Below are 24,115 nucleotides of genomic sequence, written 5' to 3'. Positions count from 1 at the left end.
TTCAAACTGACGGCAAAGTTTTCAAAATAGTTTTCAAACTGGTTTTAAAAACAGTGCTGTTGTGAAGGCTTGACGGCTAAGGCCAATAAGAGAGTCAAATGGAACACATCAGAGTAAAGCAAATTCAGCATGGCAATTAAGCGCGATAATCATAAGCAGGCAAGGGCCGAGCGTCAGGACAGGCTCAAGGCGCACTTTATCCAGTTGAATAAGCTACTTGAGCAGAGCCGCGCCCTATGGCAAGTGCGTGCCTTTGAGGCAAAAGCACTGCCTTGGGCGGCGCAATTCCCAAGACTAGCAACCACCCTTTGGGCGCTTGATGATGCCGTGCTCGATACCTTGGATGCCGAGCAATCGGCGTTAGTCGATGCCTTATCTCCCGCACTTAAGCAGGATCTTGCCGCGTTAGGCTTAGACTGGGATCTGTCTTTACTCACATTGTCCTTTGCCGAACTTTTGCTGGGCTCGGATATTGACTCCGATATAGGCTTTGATATTGGCTCTGACGATATTGAAACTGCTACTTCACCTAACATTGAAGTTGCCGAATTGGCTCACTTTAGCGCCCATATTAAAGGCCGTAAGTGGGAGCAAATTACCGCCTTTGTGCAGCATTTGCCCGATGCGGGATTACCCGTGCTGGAGTGGTGTGCGGGCAAAGGCCATTTAGGCCGCTTAATAGCCAAAGCACGTGGTGTGGATGTGTTAAGCCTCGAGTGGCAGGCGATGCTCTGTGAAGAGGGCCAAGCCTTTGCCGATAAATGGCAATTATCACAGCGCTTTATCTGTGCCGATGCCTTCGCTATCGAAGATAATGCTTGCGAAAATACCGCTCATCAAACTAATCCTTTTCGCGCCAAGCAACAGGCGGTGGCGCTGCATGCCTGTGGCGATTTGCATGTGCGTTTACTGCAATTGGCCGCAGCGGCGGGCACCCAGGCTCTGGCGATTTCACCTTGCTGCTATCATTTAATTCAAGCTAATCAATATCAAGGCTTATCGACACTCGCCAAACACAGCGCGCTGCGTTTAAGTCGTCATGACTTGCAATTGCCCTTGCAGCAGAGTGTGATCGCCAATCCGAAACAACAGGCGCTGCGGCATCAGGAAATCGCCTGGCGGCTCGGTTTTGATGCGTTGCAGCGAAGCTATCGTGGCATAGATGCTTATTTACCTTTACCCGCAATAAAGCAAAGTCAGCTGAGTAGTGAGTTTGCCGAGTTTTGCCATTGGGCGGCGGCGCAAAAGGCGGTTACCTTAGATGCAGATTGTGATTTTGACGCTTGGCTCGAGATAGGAAAGCAGCGACAAAGGTTAACCCGACGCATCGATTTGGCGGCGCATTTATTCCGCCGTGCGCTGGAGCTGTGGTTAATTCTCGATCGTTGCTGCTTTTTGCTGGAAAGTGGCTATCGGGTGACTCTGAGGGAATTTTGTGCAAACAGTGTGACACCCAGAAATGCGCTGATTTTGGCGCAAAAATTGAGCGAGTAAAAAACAATCTACTATTTAATGTTATACCTGACTGTTTTTTATAAAGTATTTCTTTATTAGTTCATTTTGAATTAACGGATTGGCGGCATGATCGTCACAAGGGTTTATAAACCCTGTGAGACAAGTCTAAGGCGAAAGATGGTTTTTTATTGAATCATCGGGCTTTTCTTGTTCAAATGTCGCCTTAATGACACATAACAACTAAAAACTGACCTAAAAGATCAGTGATCCTAGTGAGCGAATAAAACAGTTTCATGAAATATTCCCGCGTATTTATTAATAGCCTTGCCTATGAACTGGCACCTGTGGTGGTTTCCAGTAGTGAGCTAGAATCTCGCCTCGCGCCTCTATATCAAAAATTTCGCATTCCCATGGGGCAACTTGCGGCCTTAACGGGTATTACCGAACGCCGTTGGTGGCCTAAAGGGCATCAATTATCTGATGGAGCGATTAAAGCGGCGCACAAGGCGATAGCAGAAACGGGAATAGAAGTCGCCGAACTGGGCGCTGTGGTGTACACCGGCGTTTGCCGTGACCAGCACGAACCCGCCACCGCCTGTCGGATTGCGGCGGCCTTAGGGGTGTCGAAGGACACGGCGATTTACGATATCAGCAATGCCTGTCTTGGGGTGTTGTCGGGCATTTTAGACATTGCCAACCGTATCGAGCTTGGTCAAATTAAGGCGGGCATGGTGGTGTCTTGTGAATCGGCGCGGGATATTGTCGATGTGACCATTGATAATATGTTGGCCGATCCGACCATGCAGAATTTTGCCCAGTCGCTGGCGACCTTAACTGGCGGCTCTGGCGCGGTGGCGGTGATCCTGACCGATGGCAGTTTGCCGCTGACGAATGTGCGTAAGCATCAGTTACTTGGCGCCTCCCATTTATCTGCGCCGCAGCACCATCAACTGTGTCAGTGGGGTTTGCAGGAAGTAGGTCACAATATTTACCGTGAGTTTATGCGTACCGATGCGGTGACCTTACTCAAAGAAGGGGTCGAGCTGGCAAAGCACACGTGGGAGCATTTCCTCGCTCAGCGGAATTGGTTGGTCGAGCAGGTCGACAAAGTAATCTGTCATCAGGTCGGCGCTTCAAACCGTAAACAGGTCTTGAGTGCATTAAATATTCCACCTGAAAAAGAATTTCCAACATATCAACTGCTTGGCAATATGGGCACAGTCTCTTTACCCGTCACAGCGGCCATGGCACACGATCAAGGCTTTTTACGCCCAGGGGATCAGGTGAGCTTTTTAGGTATCGGCAGTGGTTTGAACTGCATGATGCTGGGCATTAAGTGGTAGTTTTTCAAGGATTGTTATTTGCCTTAGCCGACGCTTGAGAGCAAGGTTTGCTAGGGCATTTTTATGCTTATTGGTTTAGCGATGGGCATTAGCACTGAGCATAGGTAAAGGCGAATTTACCTGCACAGGCTACCAATACAAAATAATTAAAACAAAAGATAGGAAGCGTCATGTTAGACACTCTGTTGCCGTTTAAACGTCATTTTCTTAGCCGTAATGGCAACAAGCTGCATTACATCAATGAAGGCCAAGGTGAGCCTGTGGTCATGGTGCACGGTAATCCAAGTTGGAGTTTTTATTACCGTAATCTCGTGAGTGCCCTTAAGGATACTCACCAGTGTATCGTGCCCGACCATATTGGTTGTGGCCTGTCGGATAAGCCGGATGACAGCGGTTACGATTACACCTTAAAGAATCGCATTGACGATTTAGAGGCGCTGCTCGATAGCCTAAAGGTAAACGAAAACATTACCTTAGTCGTCCACGATTGGGGCGGTATGATCGGCATGGGCTATGCTGCGCGTTACCCTGAACGAATTAAACGTCTGGTGATTTTAAATACCGGCGCCTTCCATTTACCCGAAACTAAACCCTTACCGCTGGCGCTGTGGATCTGCCGTAATACACTGCTTGGCACCGTATTAGTGCGTGGTTTTAATGCGTTTTCATCGATAGCCTCCTATGTTGGGGTAAAGCGTCAGCCGATGTCAAAGTACATCCGAGAGGCCTATGTCGCGCCGTTTAACTCATGGGCAAATCGGATTTCGACCTTGCGTTTTGTGCAGGATATTCCGCTAAAACTGGGTGACAGAAACTATCAGCTAGTGTCGGATATTGCCGCCAGTCTGCCAAAGTTTGCCAAGGTACCGACACTGATTTGCTGGGGTTTACAGGACTTTGTGTTCGATAAGCACTTTTTAGCCAAATGGCGCGAACATATGCCCCATGCACAGGTGCATGAATTTGCCGATTGTGGTCACTATATCCTCGAAGATGCGAGCGATGAGGTGATTACCCATATCAAACACTTTATGGCTGAGGCGCAAACGCCAGCGGCAGAAGTGCAGCACGTTGAAATGGTGCCGGTCACAGAGCCTGAGGAAGAGACTCAAGCGCCACAGGCCGCACATTAATGGCTAGAGTGGAGGATGCGCAGCTCGGCCATGGGACATCTACCGCCGAGCAAGCAAGCGATGCCAATATCTGTCGGCATTTAAAGCAAGCCGCCCATCACATTCCCCATCATCTTGCGGTTGCGGTGCAACAGGGCAAGGGTAAATCCCTTGCCAATCTGACTTACCAAGAACTCGATTTTATTAGCCTCGATAAACAAAGCGATGCCATCGCCTTCGCGCTCAATGCCCATGGGTTGACACGGGGGATGAAGGCGGTGCTGATGGTCACCCCGAGTCTGGATTTTTTTGCGTTAACGTTTGCGCTGTTTAAGGCGGGGATTATCCCCGTGCTGGTTGACCCGGGTATGGGAATTAAAAACCTTAAGCAATGTTTTATTGAAGCCGCGCCCGATGCCTTTATCGGAATCCCTAAAGCTCATATCGCCAGACGCTTATTAGGCTGGGGTAAGGGCAGTGTGCAGCATCTTATCAATGTGGATGGCAATCCCAGCGGGCTTGCTGGCACACTATCGCGCTTACTTACGGGCGCGCCAAGTCTAGCGTCGATACTCTTATCAACAGCTAAGTCGTCTACAGCTAAGTCATCTGTGGCTAAATTGTCGGAACAGGGCGAGTACCCGATGGCGCTGCTTAGGCATGACGAGATGGCGGCGATTCTCTTTACCAGTGGCAGCACGGGGACGCCAAAGGGCGTTGTCTATAGCCATGGCATGTTTGAGGCGCAAATTCAGGCGCTAAAACAGGATTATGGCATTGCACATGGCGAGCGTGATTTAGCGACATTTCCGCTATTCTCCCTCTTTGGTCCGGCGCTCGGTATGGCATCGATTGTGCCTGAGATGGATGCCAGTAAACCGATTACGGCCAATCCTGAATTTTTATTTGCCGCCATTGAGAAATACCAATGCAGCAATATCTTTGTTAATCCAGCCTTGCTTGAACGTTTAGGCCGCGCCGGTGAGCAAACCGAGTCGAAAAAGCAGCACAAACTCAGCAGTGTGAAACGCGTAATTTCCGCTGGCGCGCCCGCGACTATTGCCTCGATTGCACGCTTTAGCAAAATGCTCAGTGACGGCGTGCCTGTACTCAATTCCTACGGCGCTACCGAATCCTTACCCATCAGCATGATCGCCAGCGATGAGCTATTGACCACGACTCAAAACACGGACAATGGCGGTGGGATTTGTGTCGGTCGCGCCATCGATGGTGTCAGCATCGAGATTATCGCCATCACTGAGGATAACATCCCTGAGTGGGATAATGGCCTGCGTCTTAACGCGGGGGAAATTGGCGAAATAGTGGTAACAGGCCCTATGGTGAGCCAGTCCTATTATCGCCGCGAAACGGCAACGACGGCGGCTAAAATCTGGGACCGCGAGCAGCAAACCTTTAGGCACAGAATGGGCGACCTTGGCTATTTAGATGACAGCGGCCGCTTGTGGATGTGTGGCCGCAAAGCCCATAGAGTCGATGCCACCCAAGGTGGGCAGTTTGTTAAACGGTACTATTCGATTCCGAGTGAGCGTATTTTTAATACCCATCCGAATGTGAAGCGCTCGGCGTTAGTGGGGATCAAAGTGAAGGGGCAAGGCGGCGCGAGTGAGATTGAACCACTCATCTGCATCGAGCTTGACCAATCTTTGGTCTGCAATAAGAGCGCGCAGCTCTATCAAGAGCTGATGGCGATTGCCGAGCAGTATAGCCACACTCAGGGGATTAGACGTTTTCTCATTCATCCCGATTTCCCCGTGGATGTGCGCCACAATGCCAAAATATTTAGAGAAAAATTAGCCGTTTGGGCGCAATCGCAAACCAAAGGCTGATGTTCATTTAAGGGACTTTTAACCTTACTCGTCTAGATTTTCTGTTGCTTTTTAGTGGCATGGGAATGAAATATTATTCCATTGCATATAAGCGCTGAACTTAATACTGTAAACGACACTGTGTGTCTCGGAATAGCAAGATGACCGATAATTGTTCCATTTCTCTCGCCCCTACGGACTTAGAATGTACGCCGTCGCAACCAACAGGCCTAAACCAAGTGGGCGGTGACCAAGCATGTAGCAAACTAAGTCTCGATAAGCGTGAGCAAGCCGCGCTTTATGCCTTGGCGGCTAAGGTCAACCATGCCTTTGTGACTGGCGCGGGCGGATTTTTGGGTAAGGCCATTTGCCTACGTTTGGTTGCGGCTGGGATTAAGGTGACAGGGTTTGCCCGTGGCCATTACCCTGAGCTTGAAGCCCTTGGCGTGACTATGGTACAGGGGGATTTAGCCAATCCTGAGCAAGTCAAACAGGCGATGCTGGGCTGCGATATCGTGTTCCATGTGGCCTCAAAAGCGGGGGTATGGGGCGACAGGGACAGCTATTTTTGCCCCAATGTGAAGGGCGCAGCTAATGTGATTGCCGCTTGTAAAACGCTTAAAATCAGCAAATTAGTTTATACCAGCACCCCTAGCGTGACCTTTGCGGGCGAGGATGAAGCGGGTATTGATGAATCGACGCCCTACGCCAGCCGTTTTTTAAATTTTTATGCTCACTCCAAGGCGATTGCCGAGAAGATGATGCTCGATGCTAATCAAATCTCTTCAACTGCATCGGCGTATGCGTTAAAGACCGTTGCCCTGCGGCCGCATTTGATTTGGGGGCCCAATGATCCGCATCTGGTGCCTCGGGTGCTCGCCCGCGGTCGTTTAGGTAAACTTAAGCTGGTGGGGCGCGAGGATAAACTGGTCGATACCATTTATATCGATAACGCCGCTTATGCCCACATTCTGGCGGCCGTTGAGCTTTGCCAAGTCTCGCCTAAGTGCCAAGGGAAAGCCTATTTTGTCAGTAACGACGAGCCTGTGACTATGGCCAAGATGCTGAACCTCATCCTAGCCTGTGATGGGTTGCCGCCTGTGACCGCGCGCGTGCCACAGACCCTAGCTTATGTGGTGGGCGCTGTGTTAGAAACGGCGTATCGACTGCTGAATAAGCAAGAAGAGCCGATCATGACGCGCTTTGTCGCTAAACAGCTTTCCTGTAGCCATTATTTCGATATCAGCGCGGCAAAACAGGACTTTGGCTATCATGCCTTAGTGTCGATAGAAGAGGGAATGAAGCGCCTCAAGGCATCGCTCAAGTGCGGTATTTAGCACAGGACAAACTTGGTGATATCTTATGCCGTTACGGTAAGCTAATGGATTAAAACGTTAATGGCGTGCGACGATTGTAATACTTCGATTTTTCGGCAAAAGATTGGCCGCTGCAAACGCTGCATGTGGCAATTGACGTTGCTGTCGCTTATCGGTTGGCCGTTGTGGTGGTATCTCTACAGTGACACTCCACGTGAGGTCAACTCCATCGCCTTACTGTTTTTCTGCTCAGCTTTTACTGGCCTGTTGTTACTGCATCTTGTGGTATTAGTCACGCGTCGTCTGCTCGGTCGCGAATAGTTTTTTCGCTTCCCATCGAATCTCCTTTTTATCCTTTGTGGTGAGCGATCACACACGCCATTTACGCTATTACAAGCAGCCATTCTTGCCCGCGGATTTTTCATTTTCGCTTAATGCTCAAGTGGTACACAGTGCGCTGAAACAGCTCGCTTTTTATCGTCTTAGCGAAAAATACTGTCGATTGGTGCTGAGGCGTGATGAGTGATGAGCTCACGCGATTATTTTACTCCGTGATCCCGTGAGTGTTAGGGCTAGGCTTAAATCTGAACTGAGTACCATAAATACTCTGATGATAAGGGTTCGTGTAACGAGTTTTTTTGGCTGATAAGTATGGATTTAAACAAATTTTAATCTGACATTTTAAGGTTTTTACCCTGTTTCACTGTTTTTGGTATCGCCAAGTACTAAGATCGAATGTGGCGATGGAGCCGAGAAAACTCGGTATTTTTTAGGTTTTAGGGAGTGTTATGGAGTTTTTAACCACGCTATTTGTGGGTTACCCAATATGGGTTTGGTTAATGTTTTTTGGCTTTGTGTTGGCATTGTTAGCCTTCGACTTAGGTGTGCTACACAAAGAGCAGCACGAAATTACCGTGGCAGAGAGCCTTAAATTATCGGCCTTTTATATTTGTATGGGTCTGTTGTTCGGCGCCTGGTTATGGTGGTACAAGGGCTCGACTGCGGGGATGGAATACCTCACGGGTTACCTTATTGAAAAGTCCTTATCTATGGATAACGTCTTCGTTATCGCGCTTATTTTCAGTAGCTTAGGCATTCCCCGTTTGTATCAACACCGAGTGTTATTCTGGGGGATCATGGGCGTTATCGTGCTGCGTGCCATTATGATTGGCTTAGGCGCGGCGCTGGTAGCGCAATACCAAGGCGTGTTGGTGTTATTCGGCCTGTTCTTGATTTTCACCGGTATTAAGATGCTCTTTTCCGATGATGAGCATGGTGATATCCAAGATAATAAGTTTTACAAATGGTTGCGCTCTAAAATGCGTTTTACGCCAAGCCTTCATCAAGAGAAGTTTTGGGTAAGGGGAGAGGATCATCAACTCAGCAAAGGCTGGTGGGCAACGCCTCTGTTTTTGGCGTTGATCTTAGTCGAAACCGCGGATCTGGTGTTTGCGGTGGACAGTATTCCGGCGATTTTTGCGATTACCCAAGATCCCTTTATCGTCTATACCTCTAATATCTTTGCGATTTTAGGTCTGCGGGCATTGTATTTCGCCCTCGCGGCCATGGTGCATCGTTTCGAGTACCTCAAATATGCGCTATCGGTGGTATTGGTGTTTATCGGTGTAAAAGTCGGACTGGTGTACTTTAATCATGAAGGCATTGTGGACTTTAAAATCCCAACGGCCTTATCCCTTGGTGTCACCTTCGGCCTCTTGCTGGCGGGGGTATTATTCTCCCTGTGGAAGACGCGCGAGCAGAAGTAAGCTAATGTTTTTCTACCTAAAACTGGCGCCATAGTGCGCCAGTTTTTTATTCGGTCATCTCAAAGATAGGTTGTGATTGCCTGGGTTATTGACCGATGAAATAACTTCTATTTGCGGTTTTTAGGTTTGGTAAAAGTGTGCAAACTGTTCTATTTTTCGTATAGACAGTCGTTTGGCTCGGGCTTTCTTTCTACTTGGGTAATCGTTCGCCTTACAGCGCACTGAGCCAAATATAGATAGTCTGTTTTCATCAATTTTGCACTAATAACAATAAATTATTAGCACCATCAAATTTGTGGCTTAGCTCTTTATCTGCCGGAATGGGACGACAGTTTGGCTCATTCTGAGATGTTGGCCATTACGCCACGCCATCATTACAAATAATCGAACAGATGACCGCGAACCAGGCCGTTAATGCCGAGGATCGTACGAGGAGAAAGATCATGTCTATGGTGAGTGCGAAGGAATTTGCTCATTGGCTAAAGAAACGCTTCGAGGGTGTTGAAAAGGGCGTGAGTTTAACTCGAGAAGATATCAATCAGCTGACCGGACGCCAAAATTTTTCATTGGTGTTTGTCCATGATATTCACTACGAGTTGATGCGTTTTGGCATCGCCTTTGTGACAGACACGGGGCGCGATACATATTATCTTGTGCGGGTTTTCGATAAACCTTGGCGAAATCAATTGGAGCAGGACTCTGAAAAGGAGCTGTTCTCTAACGTAGTGTCGATTAATTTACTGCGTTAAGACGTCAATTCGTGGCATTTATCAGTGCAATTTTGCTTGAGGTGGTGAGTGCTTTCGAAGCACCTCGGCGCGCTGCTGCGCAAGCACGACAGCCCCTGTTACATGAGGATTAACAGGGTTAATAAATCGCGTCTTTACGTGACTTAACTTCTCCTAATTTCGTTACACACTCTCTCTTTACACTTAAATCCGCCGCGAAAAGTGCAAATTTGCTTGTTCTTCGGCATGGATTTTCCTAAGGTAATTGAAAATGATTTTCACTGAGGCTCCTATGAATACTCATCTGCAATTACAGGTTAAGCATTGGCTCGAAAATGATCCCGATCCCCGCACTCAGGCACAACTGCAAGCCTTAATCGACACAGGCAATGACGCCGAACTCGAGGCACGTTTTGCGGGACGGTTAGAGTTTGGTACCGCCGGATTACGCGGTGTGGTGGGCGCAGGTCCTATGGGCATGAATCGCTTGGTTATCCGCCAAACATCTGCTGGGCTTGGTGCCTATTTGCTCGAACAAATTAAAGATGCCGCCGAGCGCGGGGTTGTGATTGGTTACGATGGCCGCCACGATTCACGCACTTTCGCCCATGATACCGCCAGTGTACTCACCGCGATGGGGATTAAAGTGCGTCTCACCGCCAAAGTGGCGCCAACGCCGCTGGTGGCCTTTGGGGTTAAGCATTTTAATGCCGCTGCGGGCATTGTGGTGACCGCCAGCCATAACCCACCACAATACAATGGCTACAAAGTGTATTGGGAAAACGGCGCGCAGATTATCCCGCCCCATGACTCAGGTATCGCCGCTAAGATTGAGCAGGCTGCAACCCAAGCAATTCCGTTTATGGATCAGGCTGATGCCATCAAGCACGGTAAATTGATTTGGCTTAATGACGATTATTACGAAACCTATCGCCGCGGCGTGATGCACGCCAAGGTGCTGCAAAATCACACTGCGCCCGAAAAAGTCAGCCTTGCCTATACCGCTATGCATGGTGTGGGCGCTGAAATGGCTGAAACTGTGCTTAAGGATGCGGGTTTTACCCAAGTCTACTCGGTGGCGGCGCAGCGCGAGCCCGATGGGGATTTCCCAACGGTTAATTTCCCGAATCCGGAAGAAAAGGGCGCGATGGACTTAGTCATCGCCGAAGCGAAAAAGCATGCCGCCATGCTTGCTTGCGCCAATGATCCCGATGCTGACAGATTTGCGGTTGCAGTACGTAAGGATGATGGAGAGTATCAAATGCTAACAGGCGACCAAGTGGGCGTGCTCTTTGGTCATTATCTGTTAAGCCATGCCGCGAAAGACCAACGTCTAGTGGGCACGACTATTGTGTCCTCCAGTCTATTATCTAAAATCGCCAAAGGCTTTGGCGTTGAAAGTTATACCACGCTCACCGGTTTTAAATGGCTGATGAATGTGGGGATTGCGCAGAGTCAGCCTGACAATCAATTCCTGTTTGCCTACGAAGAGGCACTGGGTTACACCGTCGGTAGCATGGTGTGGGATAAGGACGGCCTGTCGGCCTTAGTCGCCTTCGCCCAATTAACCGCCGAGCTTGCCGCCAAAGGGCAAACCATTTGGGATAGACTCGAGCAGATTTACCGCGAGCAGGGTTTCCATCTCAATGCCCAAGTTAGCATTGCCTTAAAACCCGACACGCCTAATATCGGCGCCTATCTGCGTGAACATCCGCCGTTGGCAATTGGTGAGCATGCCGTGGTGTCGACTGATGATCTCAAGGCGTTAGAGCGCCGTTTTGCCGATGGCAAGGTCGAGAAAATCAATCTGCCCGCCAGTGATGTATTAACTTACCGCTTAGCCAATGGCGCGCGGGTGATAGTACGGCCGTCGGGCACTGAGCCTAAAATCAAGTGCTATTACGAGGTGGTTGAACCTATGACGGCGCAAGACACCTTGGTCAGCGCCCAAGCACGGGCAACTCAGGCGATGGAGGCGTTTATTTCAGCCCATCAGGCGAGCCTACCTAAATAAGCGCTTTTAGCGCACTCAATAAAATCAGCTTCACTCAAAGGCTACTGACATGATGTTGTCAGTAGCCTTGTTTTATTCTTGTTGTCGTCCGCTGGTGATTTACTCTTATAACATGATGAATCATTGGCATTTTTCAACAAGGAGAAAGTGAAAATGTTATCAATTGCACCGTTAGTCTGGGGTGAAATTCCTGTCAGTGATATGGATCGTGCCATCGCTTTTTATCAACAACATTTCGGGGTTGAATTTAAGCGTGACGATATGGAAGACATGCAATACGCCACGATTGAAACAGAGGATGAAGGCGCACCAAGCATTGGCCTCGTTAAATGCAGCATGAGCAAACCGTCGATGGACGGTAGCACTGTATACTTGCATTTCAGCGCTCAATTGCAACCTTTAGTGGATAAACTCGTGGCCGCTAATGTGACTATGCTATTGCCTGTGACACCTATCAAGGATGGTGGTTGTGGCTATATCGCCCTGTTTGTGGATAGCGAAGGCAATAAGGTCGGCCTTTGGTCGCAAAATCAGTAATGAATATCCTAATGAGTCGTGCCTTGGCACGGCTCTTTGTACTGACTTTTTACGCAGCTCCTTAATTCAAGTGGATACAGTCAGTTTTGGGGATAAAGCGCGACGAGCAATAACGTCTAGCGATAGCCTTAAACAAGCAACAGCAAATTTCAGTGATGAAGGTGAAAGGATAATGGAACAGGTTTTTATGGCGGCTCAACCTATGCTTGGGCTGAGTACGCGCACCAATAATAACGCCGAAATGGCGGCTGAGGGCGGCAAGATTGCAGCGCTATGGCAGGCTTTTTTTGAATCTTCACAGCTGACATCTATGCTCGATTCTCCCATGTATGGGGTTTACTACGACTATGAATCCGATATGACGGGAGACTATTCGGTTTTAGTGGGTAAAAGCGTTGAGTCTGTCAGCGAGACCGGCCCATTTACTGCGTTGCAGCTGCGAGAAGGAAACTACCTTAAGTTCAGTGCGCAAGGGGAAATGCCCCACTGTGTGGTGGGACTTTGGGGACAGATTTGGCGCTACTTTACCGAGCCTGATTGCTCGCACCAGCGCTGCTACCAAACGGACTTTGAAGTCTATCTAAGTGCTGATAAAGTCGAGATTTATATTGGGATTGTATAGTTTTAAACGATAAAGCAGGCAGATGCACTATCGCTTGGGCGGCTAAGCTTTAGCGGTTAAGATCCCTAAACTTTCGCAGCGAAGCCAATTTGAGGTGTGATTACTGTCCATGCGCCGTGCCGACCGCCTATTTCAAATAGTGCAAATTCTTAAACATCGACGACTGACGACCGCCCAAGAGCTGGCGGATCGTTTAGAAGTCTCGACTCGCACGGTTTACCGCGATGTGCAGGATTTGTGTTTGAGCGGCATTCCCATTGAAGGGGAGGCGGGCGTGGGTTATCTATTGCGCCACGAAGTGAATGTGCCGCCACTGATGTTTAACGAGGCCGAATTAGAGGCGATTCAAGTCGGCATGCGCATGGTGCAAACATGGGGCGGCAAAGAGCTTGGCAGTGCGGCGCGTCAGGCGATGATAAAAGTGGAAGCCGTGCTACCTAAGCGTTTGCAAGCCTATCAATCCTTGATGTTCTCGCCGGATTTTTATCTAGATTCCAACGAGTTTCAGTTTCTCGATCCGCTGCGTAATGCGGCCCAGCGCCGTGAATACGTCAAACTATTCTATCAAGATGTGAATAAAACCCTGACAGAGCGCGAAGTGCGGCCGCTCGCCATCTATTTTTGGCGCGGCACTTGGACCTTGCTGACCTGGTGCGAATTACGCCAAGATTTTCGCAACTTTCGGGTCGATCGAATCACAGGATTGTTAAGGCTTAACCGCCATTTTGAACCGACGCCGGGACAGGAATTAGAGGATTATATTTGTCTGATGGAAAGCCAGTCTTAACATTTGCGGTGATGGTGGTGTTGATAGAAAGCGATGGAATACCTCATTGAGTGAGGAAAGCATTGTTTATATCGTTAACCATTCAAAGGAACTATGGTTCTAACCCAATGGTTTTAGTCAATGTTGACTAACTCAACGCTTTGATTGGTAAGGTTATTATAGATTTTTAATTTATGTTTAATGGCGTAAAAGCCATCTCAGCAGATCCAGCGTTTAGCATATATGTACAATGTGGTATTTGGATATTTTACCCTGCACGGCTTATAAGGGCATGTTTGCTTGGTTTGACTCACAAAACGCATAAATGTTGTGCTGTACATACCTACGAGATCTATCCTTTCTGCTAAAATTTAGCGGGAAGGATAGCTTTGATATAGCGTAATGAGCATTTATGATGACATTTCAGCGTTTTAGTCTGTTCACTTTGCTGTTTTCTATTGGAATATGGACATATATACCAAACTCATATGCTGTTGATACTTTTATTATTAATCCTCCAGAATCAAATAATGACCATAGATACCAATATACTTATGATCTGTTGACATTAATTATTGAAGCAACAAACAATGATTTTGGTGTTGGAACAATACAGATTTCTGATGTTGTCATGAGTCGTAACCGTATTTTTAGAGGATTATTAGAAGGTAAAACAGTCAACGTTATTGCTGAAGCATCCAATTCTCAGTGGGATGAACAGTTAATTCCAATAAAAATACCAATCCGGAAAGGTATTCAGGGTTTTAGAGTATTTATTATCAAGAAACAAAATTTACCCATTATGGCCAATATAAATACATTGGCGCAGTTAATGGCGTTAGATACCGGTTCTGGTAGCCAATGGTCAAGTAAAGCGGCCATGCAAAATGCTGGATTTAACGTTATTGAAAGTATTCAATATGATAATTTGTTTAATATGTTATCTATGGGGAGATTTATTACTTTCGGACGTGGTACTGAAGGATCCCCTCATAAATCAGCCATAGCATAGCCATATTTGAGCAACTGATTGGCGAATAATACCCAGGCCGCCAGCAATTCTTTCTCCGTGATTTGATAATCAGGCCGCCTGAGTACCTCCAATCCCAAGCGAATCGTTGAGAGTACCGTTCGATGCCCAATGCTGAAGGATCCCCTCATAAATCAGCCATAGCATAGCCATATTTGAGCAACTGATTGGCGAATAATACCCAGGCCGCCAGCAATTCTTTCTCAGTGATTTGATAATCAGGCCGCCTGAGTACCTCCAATCCCAAGCGAATCGTTGAGAGTACCGTTCGATGCCCAATGGTATTGGCCTGAAAATGCTTATCCCAGCCCTGTTGCTGTGCGTGTAAACCAACTAGCCACAACAGGCATTGAACCATCAACGCTATCAGTAGGATGATGTCGAATCGCTCTGGACTGTTGGTACGACTTTGGCGTAAGCCAAAGCCGTATGCCGGGCTTTTGAGGTCACGAAAGGTTTCCTCTATTTGCATACGTTTGGCGTACAGGTTTACCAGCTGCTTTGGGCTCCGAGATTCTGGTGGTAAATTGCTGGCTAACACCCAAGGCTCTTTCGCCGATGTTGAGTACGTTTTTGCCGATGGATGGTGGCAATTAGTCCTCGTTGAACGCTGATTTGTACGCCCCTTAGGTTTGCTACGATAAAGCGTGAGATGGCAATTGATAGGGTTAGTTTTGGTCAAAGTCTTACAACCCAGGCTCTTCGCTTGACCGTTGGCCAAGTCATGTGTACTGCGAACTGCACGCCAATTTTCAGCGCCAATATCTGCAAATTGAACTGTACCGCGAATACGGCTTAGCCAAAACCAACCATGCGCCTCAACCTCTTTGTACCAAGGCACTTTGAACCCCGCGTCAGTCACGATGAGAGGGGTAACATGCAAAGGTAAAATCTTGGCTAAGTCCGCTAAAAAACCGTTGTGGGAGGCCTTAGAGCATTGTTCTGATAGGGGATAGGACTTCTCATACAGGGTAATAGAGCGGCCATTGAAGGCTATTGAGGCGCGCAGAGCCATGATGCGTTTATGCTCTCGGATGTCTGACCAATCGACGAGCACAATCGGCATAGGGTTACCAGAACAGATGAGGCTGGCATGCCATTGGTAGACAGCTAACCGTTCTTGATGCAGATGCGTGTTGCCGAGCAAACGATCAATGCGCTTGATGTTGTGCTTGGTTCGGGCCGTGGTTGGTAAATTTCGACCTAACTCAGTCAAGGTCAGTGTCTTACATTCAATCAGTGCCTTAGAGGCCAGCATCAAGCTGTTTAATCGTTTTAGGTGAAGTTCTGGGCAGTATTGGTGTAAAGAATGTTGTAGGATATTGGCTTCGCGCATCTTGTTGTCCAAGTGTAGTTTTTAGCGAAACCATTTGATCATGCAACAAGATGCGCTTCCACCCTAATTTGATGATTTATTTGTAAATCATCAGGGGATTCTTCAGTGCCCAATGGTATTGGCCTGAAAATGCTTATCCCAGCCCTGTTGCTGTGCGTGTAAACCAACTAGCCACAACAGGCATTGAACCATCAACGCTATCAGTAGGATGATGTCGAATCGCTCTGGACTGTTGGTACGACTTTGGCGTAAGCCAAAGCCGTATGCCGGGCTTTTGAGGTCACGAAAGGTTTCCTCTATTTGCATACGTTTGGCGTACAGGTTTACCAGCTGCTTTGGGCTCCGAGATTCTGGTGGTAAATTGCTGGCTAACACCCAAGGCTCTTTCGCCGATGTTGAGTACGTTTTTGCCGATGGATGGTGGCAATTAGTCCTCGTTGAACGCTGATTTGTACGCCCCTTAGGTTTGCTACGATAAAGCGTGAGATGGCAATTGATAGGGTTAGTTTTGGTCAAGGTCTTACAACCCAGGCTCTTCGCTTGACCGTTGGCCAAGTCATGTGTACTGCGAACTGCACGCCAATTTTCAGCGCCAATATCTGCAAATTGAACTGTACCGCGAATACGGCTTAGCCAAAACCAACCATGCGCCTCAACCTCTTTGTACCAAGGCACTTTGAACCCCGCGTCAGTCACGATGAGAGGGGTAACATGCAAAGGTAAAATCTTGGCTAAGTCCGCTAAAAAACCGTTGTGGGAGGCCTTAGAGCATTGTTCTGATAGGGGATAGGACTTCTCATACAGGGTAATAGAGCGGCCGTTGAAGGCTATTGAGGCGCGCAGAGCCATGATGCGTTTATGCTCTCGGATGTCTGACCAATCGACGAGCACAATCGGCATAGGGTTACCAGAACAGATGAGGCTGGCATGCCATTGGTAGACAGCTAACCGTTCTTGATGCAGATGCGTGTTGCCGAGCAAACGATCAATGCGCTTGATGTTGTGCTTGGTTCGGGCCGTGGTTGGTAAATTTCGACCTAACTCAGTCAAGGTCAGTGTCTTACATTCAATCAGCGCCTTAGAGGCCAGCATCAAGCTGTTTAATCGTTTTAGGTGAAGTTCTGGGCAGTATTGGTGTAAAGAATGTAGTAGGATATTGGCTTCGAGCATCTTGTTGTCCAAGTGTAGTTTTTGGCGAAACCATTTGATCATGCAACAAGATGCGCTTCCACCCTAATTTGATGATTTATTTGTAAATCATCAGGGGATTCTTCAGGACGTGGTATTAATGAGGCTTTTCAAGAGGTTGAACAGTTTAAGCGACAGTATCCCGATCTCGTTGTTGATGATAATATTTTACTGCATATACCACTTGCAACTTATTATTATGTTGCACCAAATCAGCCGCGTTTAGCCACAAGAATACAAGAGGGACTTAAACGAATAATTGCTAATGGAAAGTTTGATGAATTATTTTATCGGCGGCATTGCGAATTTTTGTTAAAAAGTAATATTAATCATAGACGAGTTTTTAAAATTAATAACCCACTCACTACTGAAGCAGAAATGACATCAATTGTTGGTAAGGACTTTTTGCTCGAACCAAGTAGTGATTTTTCGGCGCTATGTGAGAAGTACCATTAATCCCATATTTAATGGGAATATTAAGTTTTTATTGTCAAAAAAGTTAAATGGTTGTTAGCTGAACTGTGTGTGCTATTGATGGTTTACTTTCTTTAAAGAGGATTGGATTCTGTAACCAGATTAATACTGTTAACTGTATAGTAGATAAAAATTTTTCTTTAACCTCATTGCTAGCTATTGCTGTTTTGTTGGAGCATCATTATGCTAATTTCTGTTGTATTTTCACTGATTTGCACTATGAAGTAGTTGCTAGAGGAAATGATACGTAAGGTGTCGAGACAGTTGTTGAGCTCCTCGACGCTGCATTTGCAGTGATGTGTCGGTGAGCAACCAATCGATCCTCTTAAATAGCAGTGAATTAGGTCGTGTCTGTTGGGATATCGATAGCGATATTTAGGGGGGAATCGTTGTTACTACAATCATTGGCAATCGCTAATGAAGATGGTTAAACAGTAATCGTAAGTCGTATTAATGAAAAACGCTGCGGAGGCGCTATGTTGAAAATTAGTTCTAGCTTATTGATGTGTTTGGTGTTGTTTGCTTGTAGTTCTATGCCGAAAGATTGGTCTGGAATGTCCGCCGATGAAATATCTGCTTGGAAGTCGGCAGGTTTTAGTTCTGAAGTTGCTCAAAAGTGGCATCTTAGTGGATTTGATGCAGCGCAAGCGTCTGACTGGAACAAGGCTGGATTTAATCTAAAGGATGCGATGGCGTGGGGAGCACAGAAATTTGCCCCAGAAGAAGCTAAAAATTGGCGCGATTCAGGCTTTGACTTAGACGATGCTATTGAGAGTCGTAATAAAGGTTTGACCCCAATTAAACGTAATTAACCGTCTAATCTTACTGCAAATGGACGCATCATTTTGCGTCCATTTTTTAGCCCAATATCCTAATCAGGATGATTAATGATTACTTGTTTATCATTGGGTTTACGGGAGTTAAGCACTAGCTATACTGCCAACAGTCATTCCTTTGATATTGACAAAGGTTTCACCTTTTCACTTGGAACTCGTTTTGTGGGTGTCGCTTGCTTAATCTGCCAGCTGCAACTTAGTGAGTTCTGCGCCAGCGATAGCACTTAAGTGCTGAGTGATTTTCTCAATCGGCCAATCCCACCACGCAATAGCAACGAGCTTATCTATCACAGTTTGCTCGAATCTTAGCTTAATAATGGTGGCAGGATTACCACCCACAACAGCATAGGGCGGTACATCTTTTGTGACGACAGATTGGCTCGCGATAATCGCGCCATGGCCAATCTTCACCCCAGGCATGATTGTGGTGTTATAACCAATCCAAACATCGTGACCGACACAGGTATCGCCCTTAAAAGGAAAGTCTTCTGGCTTAGGTGTTGCCTTCTCCCAGCCATTACCGAAGATATAAAAGGGATAAGTGGAAAAGCCAGACACTGAATGATTGGCGCCATTCATGATGAACTTAACGTCCCTTGCAATGGCACAAAATTTACCAATAATCAGTTTATCGCCAATAAAGTCAAAGTGATAAAGCACGTTAGACTCGAAGCGCTCAGGCCCTGCCGGGTCGTCATAATAGGTGTAATCGCCGACGATAATGTTGTCGCGGCTAATGAAGTTCTTCAGAAAACCCACCTGAGGAAATCCTTTTAAGGGGGATTTGTCATTCGGGTTAGGTCCCTGTTGGGATGGGGAATGCGTCGGCATGTTTGCCTCCCTTATTATTTAATAGCTAAGAATTCAGTTAAGAGCATGAAAGCCTGTCAAACCTCTGTTTAATGGTTTTACTCACAATAGGCCGCTTCCCTTGCCAATATGGCATGTTTACGGGTTTCACCCCAGCGATAGCCGCCAAGTTCACCACTTTGACGTAGCACTCGATGGCAGGGGATAAGTAATGCCACCGGATTAGCGCCAATCGCCGTACCGACCGCGCGTGAGGCCTTAGGCTTACCAATGGCCTTGGCAATATCACCGTAGGAGGCGACTTCTCCCTTAGGTAAATTCAGTAGGGCGCGCCACACATTAAGCTGAAAATTGGTGCCTTTTACCCAGAGTGAGAGCGGGGAAGGCTCACCTTGGTGAATAGCCTGAGTGCTGGATGCTATTGAACTAAGCTTTTTGGCACTCGTGTCAGCAAAGTACTGGCTAAAGAGGTGATCAATTAAGCTTGCTGTTTGCGCTGTGTCTTCATAAATGGTGGCCTGACTCCAGCTCTGCTTTAAACGTTCTAATGGCAATTGAATTTGCAGCATATCGACAAAATCAAACTGGCAAATGCCCCGGGCCGTTTGGGCGATAAAGGCCAACCCGAAGGGCGTAGGATGATAGCCATAGGCAATGCTGATCCCTAAACCCTGCTGGCGATATTCAAAGGGGGTGACCGCCTCGAGTTGCACAAAATGATCGTATAAACGCGAGCCACTGCTCAGGCCTAACTCATAACTGGCACTCAAGGTCGAGTGGGACGGCTGCCGCAATAACTGTTTTGCCCGTTCTAGGGTTAAGGCCTGCAAGTAACGTTTGGGAGTGATCCCCGCCCAGCGACTAAAGAGCCGCTGGAAATGGAATTCACTTAAATGGACGTGCGCCGCAATCTCTGCCAGTGAGGGTTGATGACCCACATGCTGACGAATAAAGTCAATGGCACGTGCAATTCGCTCGTAATCTTGGGTCATCGTTATCCATTCCCTAGGTTTTACAGATGGACACACCACCATCGACCAATAAGGCGATCCCTGTGGTAAAACTGGCCGCATCGGAGGCTAGATATAGCGCCGATTGGGCGATTTCCGCGGGATCTGCGAGGCGCTTGAGGGCATGGAGGTTCTTCACAAAGGCCATGGCCTCTGGGGTATTGGCAAACTCCCGTCCCATTGGCGTATCTGTGCCGCCTGGCAAGAGCGCATTGACCCTAATCCCGCGCGCGCCGTACTCAACGGCCAAGGCTTGGGTTAAGCCAATCATCCCCGCTTTACTTGCCGCATAGGCCGCCGTTTGCGGAAAACCTATGGTATAGCCAACAAAGGAAGATGTAAAAATAATCGACCCTGCGCCACGTTTAAGCATTTGTGGTAATTGATATTTTGCCGCTAAAAATGCACTGGTAAGGTTGGTTGTTAGGGTGTTTTCCCATTCGGCTCGGCTAAGTGCATCCGAATCCACACCTAATTCGCCATTAATGCCAGCATTGTTAAAGGCGATATCCAATCCACCATACTGCTCAACGGCAAGTGCCACTAAATCACTGGCATACACTTCGTCGGTTACATCGCCCGCCAGATAAACCGCTTCACCGCCTTGGGTGATTATCTCATCCACCAATGAGGCCAATATGGCGCCGCGGCGCGCGCCCAGCACCAGTTTTGCGCCTTCACGGGCAAAGCGTTTTGCGGTGGCATAGCCAATCCCCGAACTTGCCCCAGTAATGATTGCGACCTTTCCCTGTAACACTGCCATAGATATGTCTCCATTGATTGCCTCGGCCAATATGCGCCGATAGAGACATAGTGAAGGGTTAAGGCATACTACTCGACCCGAATCTTGCGCTTTTACACTTGGTTGCTAAAGTCGTGAAAGTTGGGTGGATTGTCACTGAGTTTTAGGCGATGCCAGCAGCATAAATCAGCAGCAAAGACAGCGGGACGGAAACAACACCGATTAAGCGGAATTGATTTTTAAACGCTTGGGCTGACCATCGGGCAAATTTGCGATGCTGACTTGGCGGCGTGCATGCCAAGCCGATTCCCACACAGAGTAAGACAATGCCTATCGCCAAAAAGATCTGTGGAAATCGGGTATCGGCGTAATATTGGATAAAAATCATACCCGCAATAATTCGGCTGACGACTTCAACAATATGGAAGTAGGGCTGCTCGCTAAATGCAATGATACCGTTAGCGAACGCCGCAGGCCTGATGACCATCACAAGGCTGAATAACAGCATTAATAGGCCAAAAGCCGCAATAAAATACATCGTCATTCCTTGTATTGGTTCTTATCTATTTGTCATGGGAAGCGTGAGTGGCTGTGTTTGTTCTACTTTAACTTGAGTCGTAATTGTTCTATCTGCCTATCGATAGACGCAACCTGTGTATCTGCTTGCTGCGCCACTGCCGACATTTCTTGCGCTAAGCTTTGCTCCCAAGTCGCTCCGGCAAGATTGTTATTGGCGTAACTTCTATCGTTTCTCAGTTCAACAATACGTTTATCCCTTTGGTCGATAATGAGTTTACGGTCGTTTTCTAGTTTAGTGATTTCACGGCTAATGCGTTGTTTATCAATAAAATCGCTAATTTCTTGTTTTTTATCCGAGTGAGTAACAGCGTTTGCATGGGCAATGTCAGGGCCTTTAACCACGCTACCGACGCCGCTAAGATCCACGGGTTGGCTATTTTCATCACAGGGATCGGCCTGATATTTTCCATCGGCACATTGGTATACGGCGGCATTGGCCGAAAAAGGCAGGGTAAGTGTAACTAGCAATAATGATTTTCTGTCCATAGAACACCCCATTGTTGATTTGGTTAGATTACTCTGTCGTGGTGTAAAAACCAACAGAGAGGTGGCGGGGCTTCATCATGCACCCGAATTCCGCTAAGCCGTTGGTATGGCAGCTGGTCTGTTACTTACAATTAGGACATTTTAACAATGAGAGTCTTGTTTAACTGTTGTTGAATCTGTCTTCGTTAAATTATTTAAAAGCAAAGTCAAAGTCGTGGGGCTTCACCCCACACCCGACCAAGAGGGGATCAACAGCAATTCCCTCTTGCCTCTTTTTAACAAGAGTCCTTGCCGTCCCAACGGAGTTGAAAACCCCTTGTGCTCATTGTCAAATTTGCTATCGCTTCCGAAGGATGGGCTTTACATCCATGTAAAGCGCCCAGTTCGGCAGTCCCTACCTCTCGCTCATAAGCGCGAAAATCACCGATTTTCATTCGCCCCTGCACCTGCGAAAGCTAGCTCGGCATCTGATAGGCAGGATGCCTGAATGTTGTGAAGTGCAAGGATGCACGCGAACGACCATGGCAAGACTCACGCAATTTGTCTATTCGCCCTGCGGCAACTCCGAGGGGGGGGAGGTGAACTCCTTTCGCGTTTGTGTTATTTGCAAGTCATGCAAAGCAAACTGAGTAATGCTTACAACCACTTTTAGCAATTTAACAATGGGTGTCTCGTTAAATTTGTCTCGTTAAATTTCAGGTGCCACTGGATTATGTAATGAAGGATATGAACACGAATCAAGTGGTGAAGGGGAATATTAAAACCACATATTCAGTTTTAATCCCATTGATTTCGTGAACCACGTTACAATACAATCAATCTACTAACATTCTATTTCTGGAATCGTAACTGTGGTGATTAATAAATTTTTCAAGGGTTTCATTTCCTTTTCGCTCATGTTATTAGTTGGAGCTTTGGGTTCAGGATTGTGGGAAGTTGCAGTAAAAGACTTGCTTTACTGGTTAGGTGGTATTTTTGTTCGTCTAGCTACTTCAATACATTCAGGGTATATTGATAGACTATATGCGCAAGTAGGTTCTGGCGCGGATTCCCTTTACTTTATTCCTTCACTTTTCATTTTGTTATTTATTATATCCTCACCATTTATTGTCTTTTATATTCTCAGAAATAATTGGAGAAAACTTGAACTCGCAGAAAGAAAACTTACAAAACTATCGACAGCCAGTACAGATATCATTAAAGAAAAAGAACCCTTAACAGTAAATTCTAATGTTAGCTCTATAAATGAAAATATTAATTCTTTCATTCAAAGTGCAACATTAAAAAACGTAAATATGGTCAATATATTGTCATCATGATGGTGGTTTATTTTTTCATCTCAGTTGTATACACAGATTTATTAATTGCTTCATTGGTGAATTTAAAGGCTGTCAAAGGCATTGAACGCCGCTTAGAAATAATTAGACCTTATACTTCCGATAGGGATTATATGCTCTTGGTTAGCGAGTTTAGGCAAATAGATGACAGAGAGAAAACTCAGGTTTTAATATCAAAAATCAACTCGGTAGCTACTGAAAGCCATGTAATTTTGCCAAAGTTAGACCTTTACGGGATTAATTAATTTTAGAGGAAGTATAGTTTATAAAGCGTACCCGTTAACGGATACGCTTTTCTCCTGCCCATCCCCATATACCTATAAGCGCACTTAGCCAACGCTGTGAAGCGTTGGCACGTTAATCCACCGTGAGGCAGCGTATCCCAAGGGGAAAACCATGCTTAAAATACCTGTCTTTAGTGGTGATTGCTGTCGGTGTTGTCTATGTCGCTAATCGCGTCATGTCTGTTCGCCGTTTAATTGGTTAAGGGTTGAACATGCGTACCACAGTTAAATTCCTATATTTTCAAACGTTGCCGCAGATTACACCGAGATTTGCTAAGCCGAATTCGATTGTGGACGTGACCTTCGATGATATGGATATCATCGCAGAGCCGCCATGGATGGCTTCACGGCGTGTCACGGAAGCAATGGAATTCGGCGTATCCGCAACGAGATCAGAAGTGCTTGGATAAAGCCTTATATTTTCAACCTAACCTTCTTTCATCCCAGCTCTGCAAACAAAAACAGCCACAAATATTTGCGGCTGTTTGTGATTAACATTCTGTTTTTAAATAGATTTA

24 protein-coding genes and 1 pseudogene are annotated in these 24,115 nt (G+C 46.9%); 17 read left to right on the top strand and 8 right to left on the bottom strand.

Going from position 1 to position 24,115, the window contains the following annotated elements; translation table 11 throughout:
* The first annotated feature begins 129 nt into the window (after nucleotides 1–129).
* The 13 genes from CEQ32_RS07560 to CEQ32_RS07500 all read left to right on the top strand — a co-directional run bounded on the left by CEQ32_RS07560 (nucleotide 130) and on the right by CEQ32_RS07500 (nucleotide 14,497).
* Entirely contained in the window at nucleotides 130–1,494 is a 1,365-nt protein-coding gene (locus tag CEQ32_RS07560) for a methyltransferase (RefSeq protein WP_088585785.1), read from the top strand.
* A 254-nt stretch (nucleotides 1,495–1,748) separates the two neighbouring features.
* A complete protein-coding gene (locus CEQ32_RS07555; protein WP_011717598.1) occupies nucleotides 1,749–2,798 on the top strand; it encodes a 3-oxoacyl-ACP synthase III in 1,050 nt (349 codons plus the stop codon).
* 170 nt (nucleotides 2,799–2,968) lie between these two features.
* Nucleotides 2,969–3,931, top strand: a complete 963-nt coding sequence (locus tag CEQ32_RS07550; RefSeq protein WP_088585784.1) for an alpha/beta fold hydrolase — start codon at nucleotides 2,969–2,971, stop codon at nucleotides 3,929–3,931.
* Nucleotides 3,931–5,757, top strand: coding sequence for an olefin beta-lactone synthetase (gene oleC, locus CEQ32_RS07545; RefSeq protein ID WP_088585783.1), 1,827 nt, complete (start codon nucleotides 3,931–3,933; stop codon nucleotides 5,755–5,757). Before CEQ32_RS07550 ends, oleC begins: the two co-directional genes overlap by 1 nt.
* Nucleotides 5,758–5,897: 140 nt before the next feature.
* Nucleotides 5,898–7,073: a 2-alkyl-3-oxoalkanoate reductase gene (oleD, locus tag CEQ32_RS07540; RefSeq protein WP_088585782.1), complete on the top strand. Its 1,176-nt coding sequence runs from the start codon at nucleotides 5,898–5,900 to the stop codon at nucleotides 7,071–7,073.
* 60 nt (nucleotides 7,074–7,133) lie between these two features.
* Complete coding sequence (locus CEQ32_RS07535) at nucleotides 7,134–7,373, top strand: DUF3624 domain-containing protein (protein ID WP_088585781.1); 240 nt, start codon at nucleotides 7,134–7,136, stop codon at nucleotides 7,371–7,373.
* A gap of 467 nt (nucleotides 7,374–7,840) precedes the next feature.
* Entirely contained in the window at nucleotides 7,841–8,818 is a 978-nt protein-coding gene (locus CEQ32_RS07530; protein WP_037427880.1) for a TerC family protein, read from the top strand.
* A 443-nt stretch (nucleotides 8,819–9,261) separates the two neighbouring features.
* A complete protein-coding gene (locus CEQ32_RS07525; protein WP_055646780.1) occupies nucleotides 9,262–9,567 on the top strand; it encodes a hypothetical protein in 306 nt (101 codons plus the stop codon).
* A gap of 271 nt (nucleotides 9,568–9,838) precedes the next feature.
* Nucleotides 9,839–11,560, top strand: coding sequence for a phospho-sugar mutase (locus CEQ32_RS07520; protein ID WP_069455425.1), 1,722 nt, complete (start codon nucleotides 9,839–9,841; stop codon nucleotides 11,558–11,560).
* Between the two features lie 153 nt (nucleotides 11,561–11,713).
* Nucleotides 11,714–12,097: a VOC family protein gene (locus tag CEQ32_RS07515; protein ID WP_037417091.1), complete on the top strand. Its 384-nt coding sequence runs from the start codon at nucleotides 11,714–11,716 to the stop codon at nucleotides 12,095–12,097.
* Nucleotides 12,098–12,269: 172 nt separating this feature from the next.
* Nucleotides 12,270–12,719 (top strand): GyrI-like domain-containing protein, encoded by a 450-nt coding sequence (locus CEQ32_RS07510; protein WP_069454658.1) that lies wholly within the window; start codon nucleotides 12,270–12,272, stop codon nucleotides 12,717–12,719.
* A 109-nt stretch (nucleotides 12,720–12,828) separates the two neighbouring features.
* The gene (locus CEQ32_RS07505) at nucleotides 12,829–13,506 is read left to right on the top strand and encodes a helix-turn-helix transcriptional regulator (protein ID WP_069454659.1); all 678 of its coding nucleotides are present in this window, start codon (nucleotides 12,829–12,831) and stop codon (nucleotides 13,504–13,506) included.
* A 391-nt stretch (nucleotides 13,507–13,897) separates the two neighbouring features.
* Entirely contained in the window at nucleotides 13,898–14,497 is a 600-nt protein-coding gene (locus tag CEQ32_RS07500) for a hypothetical protein (RefSeq protein ID WP_226871887.1), read from the top strand.
* Here CEQ32_RS07500 and CEQ32_RS07495 read toward each other — a convergent pair.
* The 3 genes and pseudogenes from CEQ32_RS07495 to CEQ32_RS07485 form a co-directional block, all read right to left on the bottom strand.
* Nucleotides 14,476–14,646 carry a hypothetical protein gene (locus tag CEQ32_RS07495; protein WP_413776993.1) on the bottom strand — a complete coding sequence of 57 codons (171 nt, stop codon included), beginning with the start codon at nucleotides 14,644–14,646 and terminating at the stop codon, nucleotides 14,476–14,478. The two genes, CEQ32_RS07500 and CEQ32_RS07495, sit on opposite strands and share 22 nt — an antisense overlap.
* Nucleotides 14,643–15,851 (bottom strand): IS4-like element IS10A family transposase, encoded by a 1,209-nt coding sequence (locus CEQ32_RS07490; protein WP_001206290.1) that lies wholly within the window; start codon nucleotides 15,849–15,851, stop codon nucleotides 14,643–14,645. Before CEQ32_RS07490 ends, CEQ32_RS07495 begins: the two co-directional genes overlap by 4 nt.
* A 111-nt stretch (nucleotides 15,852–15,962) precedes the next feature.
* Nucleotides 15,963–17,021, bottom strand: a pseudogene (locus tag CEQ32_RS07485) (IS4-like element IS10A family transposase); the annotation flags it as partial.
* Nucleotides 17,022–17,989: 968 nt separating this feature from the next.
* Between CEQ32_RS07485 and CEQ32_RS07475 the strand changes: the two are divergent.
* A complete protein-coding gene (locus tag CEQ32_RS07475; RefSeq protein WP_037417103.1) occupies nucleotides 17,990–18,325 on the top strand; it encodes a hypothetical protein in 336 nt (111 codons plus the stop codon).
* A gap of 201 nt (nucleotides 18,326–18,526) precedes the next feature.
* On the opposite strand, the gene CEQ32_RS07470 is transcribed toward CEQ32_RS07475, so the two are convergent.
* The 5 genes from CEQ32_RS07470 to CEQ32_RS07450 all read right to left on the bottom strand — a co-directional run bounded on the left by CEQ32_RS07470 (nucleotide 18,527) and on the right by CEQ32_RS07450 (nucleotide 21,976).
* The gene (locus tag CEQ32_RS07470) at nucleotides 18,527–19,180 is read right to left on the bottom strand and encodes a Vat family streptogramin A O-acetyltransferase (protein ID WP_069454660.1); all 654 of its coding nucleotides are present in this window, start codon (nucleotides 19,178–19,180) and stop codon (nucleotides 18,527–18,529) included.
* Nucleotides 19,181–19,257: 77 nt separating this feature from the next.
* The gene (locus CEQ32_RS07465; RefSeq protein ID WP_088585780.1) at nucleotides 19,258–20,151 is read right to left on the bottom strand and encodes a bifunctional transcriptional activator/DNA repair enzyme AdaA; all 894 of its coding nucleotides are present in this window, start codon (nucleotides 20,149–20,151) and stop codon (nucleotides 19,258–19,260) included.
* Nucleotides 20,152–20,164: 13 nt separating this feature from the next.
* Entirely contained in the window at nucleotides 20,165–20,932 is a 768-nt protein-coding gene (locus CEQ32_RS07460; RefSeq protein WP_037427895.1) for an SDR family oxidoreductase, read from the bottom strand.
* 142 nt (nucleotides 20,933–21,074) lie between these two features.
* On the bottom strand, nucleotides 21,075–21,449 hold the full coding sequence (locus CEQ32_RS07455; RefSeq protein WP_088585779.1) for a hypothetical protein: 375 nt from the start codon (nucleotides 21,447–21,449) through the stop codon (nucleotides 21,075–21,077).
* Between the two features lie 62 nt (nucleotides 21,450–21,511).
* The gene (locus tag CEQ32_RS07450; RefSeq protein ID WP_088585778.1) at nucleotides 21,512–21,976 is read right to left on the bottom strand and encodes a hypothetical protein; all 465 of its coding nucleotides are present in this window, start codon (nucleotides 21,974–21,976) and stop codon (nucleotides 21,512–21,514) included.
* A gap of 851 nt (nucleotides 21,977–22,827) precedes the next feature.
* On the opposite strand from CEQ32_RS07450, the gene CEQ32_RS07445 reads away from it, so the two are divergent.
* The 3 genes from CEQ32_RS07445 (at nucleotide 22,828) to CEQ32_RS07435 (ending at nucleotide 24,007) form a co-directional block, all read left to right on the top strand.
* Nucleotides 22,828–23,295 (top strand): hypothetical protein, encoded by a 468-nt coding sequence (locus CEQ32_RS07445; protein ID WP_088585777.1) that lies wholly within the window; start codon nucleotides 22,828–22,830, stop codon nucleotides 23,293–23,295.
* Nucleotides 23,292–23,558 carry a hypothetical protein gene (locus CEQ32_RS07440; RefSeq protein WP_088585776.1) on the top strand — a complete coding sequence of 89 codons (267 nt, stop codon included), beginning with the start codon at nucleotides 23,292–23,294 and terminating at the stop codon, nucleotides 23,556–23,558. Before CEQ32_RS07445 ends, CEQ32_RS07440 begins: the two co-directional genes overlap by 4 nt.
* A 251-nt stretch (nucleotides 23,559–23,809) precedes the next feature.
* Nucleotides 23,810–24,007, top strand: a complete 198-nt coding sequence (locus CEQ32_RS07435; protein ID WP_088585775.1) for a hypothetical protein — start codon at nucleotides 23,810–23,812, stop codon at nucleotides 24,005–24,007.
* The last annotated feature ends 108 nt before the right edge of the window (nucleotides 24,008–24,115 follow it).

The sequence above is a fragment of the Shewanella sp. FDAARGOS_354 genome, assembly GCF_002209245.2.
In the GTDB taxonomy this organism is placed as follows: domain Bacteria; phylum Pseudomonadota; class Gammaproteobacteria; order Enterobacterales; family Shewanellaceae; genus Shewanella; species Shewanella xiamenensis.
Note: the sequence above shows the minus strand (reverse complement) of the source record. Positions and strands in the feature narration are given on the sequence as shown.

Bases quoted from the DNA above. Each gene is read 5' to 3' on its own strand.
- CEQ32_RS07470 (WP_069454660.1), bottom strand. From the start codon at position 19,180: ATGCCGACGCATTCCCCATCCCAACAGGGACCTAACCCGAATGACAAA.
- CEQ32_RS07460 (WP_037427895.1), bottom strand. From the start codon at position 20,932: ATGGCAGTGTTACAGGGAAAGGTCGCAATCATTACTGGGGCAAGTTCG.
- CEQ32_RS07500 (WP_226871887.1), top strand. From the start codon at position 13,898: ATGATGACATTTCAGCGTTTTAGTCTGTTCACTTTGCTGTTTTCTATT.
- CEQ32_RS07505 (WP_069454659.1), top strand. From the start codon at position 12,829: ATGCGCCGTGCCGACCGCCTATTTCAAATAGTGCAAATTCTTAAACAT.
- CEQ32_RS07495 (WP_413776993.1), bottom strand. From the start codon at position 14,646: ATGAGGGGATCCTTCAGCATTGGGCATCGAACGGTACTCTCAACGATT.
- CEQ32_RS07515 (WP_037417091.1), top strand. From the start codon at position 11,714: ATGTTATCAATTGCACCGTTAGTCTGGGGTGAAATTCCTGTCAGTGAT.
- CEQ32_RS07530 (WP_037427880.1), top strand. From the start codon at position 7,841: ATGGAGTTTTTAACCACGCTATTTGTGGGTTACCCAATATGGGTTTGG.
- CEQ32_RS07440 (WP_088585776.1), top strand. From the start codon at position 23,292: ATGATGGTGGTTTATTTTTTCATCTCAGTTGTATACACAGATTTATTA.
- CEQ32_RS07475 (WP_037417103.1), top strand. From the start codon at position 17,990: ATGTTGAAAATTAGTTCTAGCTTATTGATGTGTTTGGTGTTGTTTGCT.
- CEQ32_RS07525 (WP_055646780.1), top strand. From the start codon at position 9,262: ATGTCTATGGTGAGTGCGAAGGAATTTGCTCATTGGCTAAAGAAACGC.
- CEQ32_RS07555 (WP_011717598.1), top strand. From the start codon at position 1,749: ATGAAATATTCCCGCGTATTTATTAATAGCCTTGCCTATGAACTGGCA.
- CEQ32_RS07490 (WP_001206290.1), bottom strand. From the start codon at position 15,851: ATGCGCGAAGCCAATATCCTACAACATTCTTTACACCAATACTGCCCA.
- oleD (WP_088585782.1), top strand. From the start codon at position 5,898: ATGACCGATAATTGTTCCATTTCTCTCGCCCCTACGGACTTAGAATGT.
- CEQ32_RS07510 (WP_069454658.1), top strand. From the start codon at position 12,270: ATGGAACAGGTTTTTATGGCGGCTCAACCTATGCTTGGGCTGAGTACG.
- oleC (WP_088585783.1), top strand. From the start codon at position 3,931: ATGGCTAGAGTGGAGGATGCGCAGCTCGGCCATGGGACATCTACCGCC.
- CEQ32_RS07455 (WP_088585779.1), bottom strand. From the start codon at position 21,449: ATGTATTTTATTGCGGCTTTTGGCCTATTAATGCTGTTATTCAGCCTT.
- CEQ32_RS07560 (WP_088585785.1), top strand. From the start codon at position 130: ATGGCAATTAAGCGCGATAATCATAAGCAGGCAAGGGCCGAGCGTCAG.
- CEQ32_RS07465 (WP_088585780.1), bottom strand. From the start codon at position 20,151: ATGACCCAAGATTACGAGCGAATTGCACGTGCCATTGACTTTATTCGT.
- CEQ32_RS07435 (WP_088585775.1), top strand. From the start codon at position 23,810: ATGCGTACCACAGTTAAATTCCTATATTTTCAAACGTTGCCGCAGATT.
- CEQ32_RS07450 (WP_088585778.1), bottom strand. From the start codon at position 21,976: ATGGACAGAAAATCATTATTGCTAGTTACACTTACCCTGCCTTTTTCG.
- CEQ32_RS07550 (WP_088585784.1), top strand. From the start codon at position 2,969: ATGTTAGACACTCTGTTGCCGTTTAAACGTCATTTTCTTAGCCGTAAT.
- CEQ32_RS07535 (WP_088585781.1), top strand. From the start codon at position 7,134: ATGGCGTGCGACGATTGTAATACTTCGATTTTTCGGCAAAAGATTGGC.
- CEQ32_RS07520 (WP_069455425.1), top strand. From the start codon at position 9,839: ATGAATACTCATCTGCAATTACAGGTTAAGCATTGGCTCGAAAATGAT.